Raw genomic sequence first — 5898 nt, forward strand, 5'->3', positions numbered from 1 at the left:
TGGGGATTGCTGCACTGTCGATCGCGATGATTAGGGTTGGGTGTCGTGGATGGCATCACGGACGCGGAGCAGCTGGCGCTGCAGTACGCCTCGACGACGAACCTCGAGACACGCCGCGGCGTCTGGGGCCCCGGGCCGGAGGGGATCTCGCCGGTCGACGCTCTCCGTGACGCGGTGCTCGCGTGCCGCCCTAGTCGGGTGCTCGAGATCGGCTGCGGCACGGGCAGGTTCGCCCGCTCGGTGACCGATGCCCTGCCAGACGTCGACTACGTCGCGACTGATCTCTCCCCCGCGATGGTGGCCGCGACGGCGGCCCTCCGCGTGCCGGCGCAACAGGCCTCGGCCGACGCACTCCCCTTCCCGGACGCAGCCTTCGACGTCGTCGTCGCGGCATGGATGCTCTACCACGTGCCCGATCTCGACGCCGCCCTGCGCGAGGTCCGTCGGGTGCTGCGCCCGGGTGGCACCTTCTGCGCCGCGACGAACGGCAACGAGCACCTGGCTGACCTGCTCCGCGAGGCCGGTGGCGCTCCCCTCGTCACCCAGTTCTCCTCTGAGAACGCGACGTCGGCGTTGTGCCTCCACTTCGAGCAGGTGACCCAGCGCGACATCGAGACGAGGGCCACCTTCGAGGACCACCCAGCGGCAGCGGCATACCTGAGCAGCTTCTCCCCCACGCTCGCGGCGACGCTCCCGGCGTTCCAGGGGTCGCGGCAGTATGCCGGCCACACCTCGATCCTGACGGCGCTCTGATCACTTTGTGAGCGACATACAAAGCCGCCGTAGGCTGGCCGGGTGAGCGAGCAGCGGCGGACGTCACCGACCCCGGCGACCGCACGGGCCGTCGACCGGAGCACGAGCGTGCTGGCCTCGGCCGCGACGCGACGGATGGAGGAGCACTCCTGGTACCGACGCCTGACCGCCGAGGAGCGCTCCTGGGTCGGGCTCGTCGTCGAGGCCGGCATCTCCGCCTTCATCACCTGGTTCCGCAACCACGGGGATGTGGCGCCGTCGGCCGACCTCATCTTCGGCAACGCGCCGCAGGAGCTGACCCGGTCGGTCAGCCTGCGCCAGACGATCGACCTGATCCGCACGGTCGTGGACGTCGTCGAGTCCCACGTCGACGAGCTCGCGGAGCCGGGTGACGAGGCGCTGCTGCGCGAGTCGGTCCTGCTCTTCTCACGCGAGATCGCCTTCGAGGCCGCCGAGATCTACGCGGGGGCGGCCGAGGCACGCGGCGCCTGGGACGCGCGGCTCGAGGCGCTGGTCGTCGACGCGGTCCTCCGGGGCGAGGCCGACGCCTCGATGCAGTCGCGGGCCAGTGCCCTGGGCTGGGGCTCCGTCGCACACGTCACCTTCGTCGTCGGGCCGGCTCCCGTGTCCGACACCGGCCCTGCGGCGGCCGTCGACACCCTGCGCCGGGCGGTGCGCCGGGAGGGACTCGAGGCGCTCGCGATCATCCAGCGCAACCAGCTCATCGTCATCCTCGGCGGGACGGACCGCCCGGTGCCGACCGTCACGTCCGTCGGCGACCACTTCGGTGGGGGCCATATCGTCATCGGCCCCACGGTGCCGCACCTCTTCGCCGCCGGTCGTTCCGCGCGAGCCGCCCTCAGCGGGCTGTCCGCAGCACGGGCCTGGCCCGCGGCGCCACGCATCGTCGAGGCCGACGCCCTGCTGCCGGAGCGGGCCCTCGCCGGCGACCAGCGGGCTCGCCGCACGCTCGTCGACCGCGTTCACCGGCCCCTGCTGCAGGACTCGCAGGGCACGCTCCTGCGCACCGTCGAGGCCTACCTGGAGCAGGGCGGGTCACTGGAGGCGACGGCCCGCACCCTGTTCGTGCACCCCAACACGGTGCGCTACCGGCTCGGCCGCATCAGCGAGCTGATCGGCTACGACCTCGCGGCACCTCGCGAGGCCTGGTCGGTGCGCATCGCCCTGGCGCTGGGCAACCTCGCCCTGCCCGAGGGCTCTACCGCACGGCTGGTCCGGCCTCGACCTTTGGAGGAACCCTCCAAAGCGCAGGTCACGAATTGGTGACATTCGGAGGCGTCATGTCCACGTCAGTTCGGGGATGCTAGGAGGGTGCTAGCGATCGTCTGCCCTGGACAGGGCTCCCAGACTCCCGGGTTCCTGGCGCCGTGGCTCGAGCTTCCGGGCACCCGCGACCGGCTCGTCCGCCTCGGTGACGCCGCCCGGCTAGACCTTGTCGAGCACGGCACCACGTCCGATGCCGACACCATCAAGGACACGGCCGTCGCCCAGCCCCTCATCGTCGCGGCGGGGCTCGTCTCGCTGGGCGCCCTCTTCGGCGGGGAGTCCACGGCGGCGGTCGACGTCTGGGCCGGGCACTCGGTCGGCGAGATCACGGCGGCCGCTGCCGCCGGTGTGCTGCCGGAGGAGCAGGCCATGGGCTTCGTGCGGGAGCGCGGGCAGGGCATGGCGGCCGCAAGTGCCGTCACTCCCACCGGCATGTCGGCGGTCCTGGGCGGTGACGAGGCCGAGGTGCTCGCCACGATCGAGCGCCACGGTCTGACCCCGGCGAACGTCAACGGTGGCGGCCAGATCGTCGCTGCCGGGACGCTCGAGCAGCTCGCCGCCTTCGCGGCCGACCCGCCGGCCAAGGCGCGCGTGATCCCACTGCAGGTGGCCGGGGCGTTCCACACCGCTCACATGGCCCCTGCCGTGGACGCCCTGAACCGACTCGCGACCGACCTGACCCCGGCCGACCCCCACGGCAACCTGCTCTCCAACGCGGACGGACAGGTCGTCACCAACGGCGCCGACGTCCTCGCTCGCCTCGTGGGCCAGGTGAGCAACCCGGTCCGCTGGGACCTCTGCATGCAGACCATGCTCGACCTCGGCGTCACCGGCCTCATCGAGGTCTCCCCCGCTGGGACCCTCGTGGGCCTGGCGAAGCGCGCCATGAAGGGCGTCCCCGCCGTGGCACTCAAGACCCCCGACGACCTCGACGCCGCCCGCGACGTGATCCGCGAGCACGCCGGCATCTCCCATCCCACCGACTGAGAAGGCACCTCGTGAGCACCTCCGCTGCAGCGCCCACCCCCAAGGGGACCGGCACCCTCATCTCTCCCGCGTCGACCCGGCACTCCCGGATCATGGGCGTCGGCGCCTACCGGCCCGCCCGCGTGGTGCCCAACTCCGAGATCGTCGAGCAGATCAACTCGAGCGACGAGTGGATCCGCGAACGCTCCGGCATCGTGAGCCGCCACTGGGCCGCCCCCGACGAGAGTGTCATCGACATGGCCGAGGTTGCGGCCCGTCAGGCCATGGAGCACGCAGGGATCACGCCGGAGCAGATCGGCTTCGTCCTGATGGCCACCGTGACGCACCCCTACCAGACGCCGGCTGCGGCACCCGAGCTCGCCGCGCGGCTCGGCTCGACCGCGCCCGCGATGGACATCTCGGCCGCGTGCGCCGGCTACTGCTACGGCGTCGCCATCGGCAGCGACATGGTCAAGGGCGGCTCGGCCGACCACGTCCTCGTCATCGGCGTCGAGAAGCTGTCCGACTTCACCGACCCGTACGACCGATCGACCGCCTTCATCTTCGGCGACGGAGCAGGCGCGTGCGTCATCGGCCCGTCCGACACCCCGGGCATCGGCCCGACGATCTGGGGCTCCGAGGGCACGCAGCGCGACACGATCACCCAAACCCAGCCCTGGACCCAGATCCGCAAGAGCTTCCGGGGCCGGACCATGGAAGAGGCAGCCGGCGGTCCCCCGCTCGAGCAGGCCGGCGAGCCCGAGGTCGGCGAGGCGGCCCACTGGCCGACGCTGGCCATGGCGGGCCAGGCCGTCTTCCGCTGGGCGGTGTGGGGCATGGCGCCGGTCGCCCAGAAGGCCATCGACGCGGCCGGGATCACGGCGGACGACCTCGACGCCTTCATCCCGCACCAGGCCAACATCCGGATCATCGACGCGATGATCAAGCAGCTGAAGCTGCCGGCCGACATCCCCGTCGCTCGCGACATCGTCACGACTGCCAACACGTCGGCCGCCTCGATCCCGATCGCGACGACGCGCATGCTGGCCGAGAAGGAGATCCCGAGCGGCGGCCTCGCGCTGCAGATCGGTTTCGGCGCCGGCCTCGTCTACGCTGCGCAGGTCATCGTCCTTCCCTGACGAACCCGTCTCCCGCTGGTTCCGCGGGTCATCGGGACCGAGGTAGCACCAGCCACCCAACACAAGGAGCAGTCAGATGGCACAGTCCGAGCAGGAGATCCTCGAGGGTCTCGCCGAGATCGTCAACGAGGAGACCGGTCTGGACACCGACCAGGTCGAGCTCGACAAGTCCTTCACCGACGACCTCGACATCGACTCCCTCTCGATGATGACCATCGTCGTCAACGCCGAGGAGAAGTTCGGCGTGCGGATCCCGGACGACGAGGTCAAGAACCTCAAGACCGTCCGCGACGCGGTCAACTTCATCTCGAACGCCCAGGGCTGACGACTCCCGGCGTGGCCGGCCGGCACCGTGCGGCCGGTCACGCCGTGTCCACCCCTTCCCCCCACAGCCCCATTCCTGCGACAGAGGAGCACCTCATCATGACGTCCACTCGCGACCAGCGCGTCGTGGTCACTGGACTCGGTGCCACGACCCCCGTCGGCGGCACCGTCCCGGAGACCTGGGACGCCATCCTCGCCGGGCGCTCCGGCGCCCGCACCATGGAGTTCGACTGGGTGGCCAAGTACGAGCTGCCGGTCCACTTCGCGGCGACCATCCACACGCCCCCGAGCGAGGTGCTCGCCAAGGTCGAGACCCGCCGGCTCGACCCCTCGAGCCAGTACGCCCTGATCGCCGCCCGCGAGGCGTGGCAGGACGCCGGCGCCCCGGAGATCGAGCCGGAGCGGCTCGGCACCGCCATCGGCTCCGGCATCGGCGGCGTGTGGACGCTGCTCGACCAGTGGGACGTCCTTCGCGAGAAGGGACCGCGTCGGGTCTACCCGCTCGCCGTGCCCATGCTCATGCCGAACGGCCCCTCGGCGGCGGTGTCGCTCGAGCTCGGTGCCCGGGCCGGGTCCCACACCGCGGTCAGCGCCTGCTCGTCCGGCGCCGAGAGCATGGGCCTGGCCATCGAGATGATCCGCTCCGGCCGGGCCGACGTCGTCGTCGCCGGCGGCACGGAGGCGGCCGTCCACCCGATGCCGATCGCCGGCTTCGCGGCGATGCAGGCGCTCTCGACCCGCAACGACGCCCCCGAGAAGGCGTCCCGCCCGTATGACGTGGACCGCGACGGTTTCGTCCTCGGCGAGGGCGCGGCGGTCGTCGTGCTCGAGTCGGAGGAGCATGCGAAGGCCCGCGGCGCCCGCATCTACGCCGAGCTCGCGAGCGTCGGCATGTCGGCCGACGCCCACCACATCACCGCCCCGGAGCCCGAGGGCTCCGGCGCCGCGCGCGCCATGCGGTTCGCGGTCGAGAACGCCGGCGCCTCGCTCGATGACGTCGTGCACATCAACGCCCACGCGACCTCCACGCCGGTCGGCGACGTCGCCGAGTACAACGCGATTCGGCGTGCCTTCGGGGAGCGCACCGACGCCATCGCGGTCACGGCGACCAAGTCGATGACCGGCCACCTGCTCGGTGCGGCCGGCGCGCTCGAGGCCGTGCTGACCGTGCTCAGCCTGCACCACTGCGTCATCCCCGCGACGATCAACCTCGAGCACCAGGACCCGGAGATCCCGCTCGACGTGGTGACCGAGAACCGCGCCCTGCCGGAGGGCGACCTGCTCGCCCTGAACAACTCGTTCGGCTTCGGCGGGCACAACGTCGCCCTGGCGATCCGCACGTACTGAGCCGGCACGGCACTGAGCAAGCCCGCGAGAGCCGGCTCAGCGGCATACCCATGGCGAAGGCCCGGACGCACGAACCGTCCGG

Annotated in this window: 6 protein-coding genes; all 6 read left to right on the top strand. The window is 71.6% G+C overall.

The window, feature by feature from the left end; translation table 11 throughout:
* Nucleotides 1-45 precede the first annotated feature (45 nt).
* Entirely contained in the window at nucleotides 46-753 is a 708-nt protein-coding gene (locus N864_RS23780) for a class I SAM-dependent methyltransferase (RefSeq protein ID WP_051518778.1), read from the top strand.
* A 42-nt stretch (nucleotides 754-795) separates the two neighbouring features.
* The gene (locus tag N864_RS18400) at nucleotides 796-2040 is read left to right on the top strand and encodes a PucR family transcriptional regulator (protein WP_034720482.1); all 1245 of its coding nucleotides are present in this window, start codon (nucleotides 796-798) and stop codon (nucleotides 2038-2040) included.
* A 45-nt stretch (nucleotides 2041-2085) separates the two neighbouring features.
* Nucleotides 2086-3027 (top strand): ACP S-malonyltransferase, encoded by a 942-nt coding sequence (locus tag N864_RS18405; protein WP_034720486.1) that lies wholly within the window; start codon nucleotides 2086-2088, stop codon nucleotides 3025-3027.
* Between the two features lie 92 nt (nucleotides 3028-3119).
* The gene (locus N864_RS18410; RefSeq protein WP_051518779.1) at nucleotides 3120-4145 is read left to right on the top strand and encodes a beta-ketoacyl-ACP synthase III; all 1026 of its coding nucleotides are present in this window, start codon (nucleotides 3120-3122) and stop codon (nucleotides 4143-4145) included.
* 76 nt (nucleotides 4146-4221) lie between these two features.
* Nucleotides 4222-4470, top strand: a complete 249-nt coding sequence (locus N864_RS18415; RefSeq protein ID WP_034720490.1) for an acyl carrier protein — start codon at nucleotides 4222-4224, stop codon at nucleotides 4468-4470.
* Nucleotides 4471-4568: 98 nt separating this feature from the next.
* Nucleotides 4569-5816: a beta-ketoacyl-ACP synthase II gene (fabF, locus tag N864_RS18420; protein ID WP_034720493.1), complete on the top strand. Its 1248-nt coding sequence runs from the start codon at nucleotides 4569-4571 to the stop codon at nucleotides 5814-5816.
* Nucleotides 5817-5898: the final 82 nt, after the last annotated feature.

Origin of the sequence: Intrasporangium chromatireducens Q5-1 (assembly GCF_000576575.1) — a bacterium.
Taxonomy (GTDB): Bacteria; Actinomycetota; Actinomycetes; order Actinomycetales; family Dermatophilaceae; genus Intrasporangium_A; species Intrasporangium_A chromatireducens.

Bases quoted from the DNA above. Each gene is read 5' to 3' on its own strand.
- N864_RS18415 (WP_034720490.1), top strand. From the start codon at position 4,222: ATGGCACAGTCCGAGCAGGAGATCCTCGAGGGTCTCGCCGAGATCGTC.
- N864_RS18410 (WP_051518779.1), top strand. From the start codon at position 3,120: ATGGGCGTCGGCGCCTACCGGCCCGCCCGCGTGGTGCCCAACTCCGAG.
- fabF (WP_034720493.1), top strand. From the start codon at position 4,569: ATGACGTCCACTCGCGACCAGCGCGTCGTGGTCACTGGACTCGGTGCC.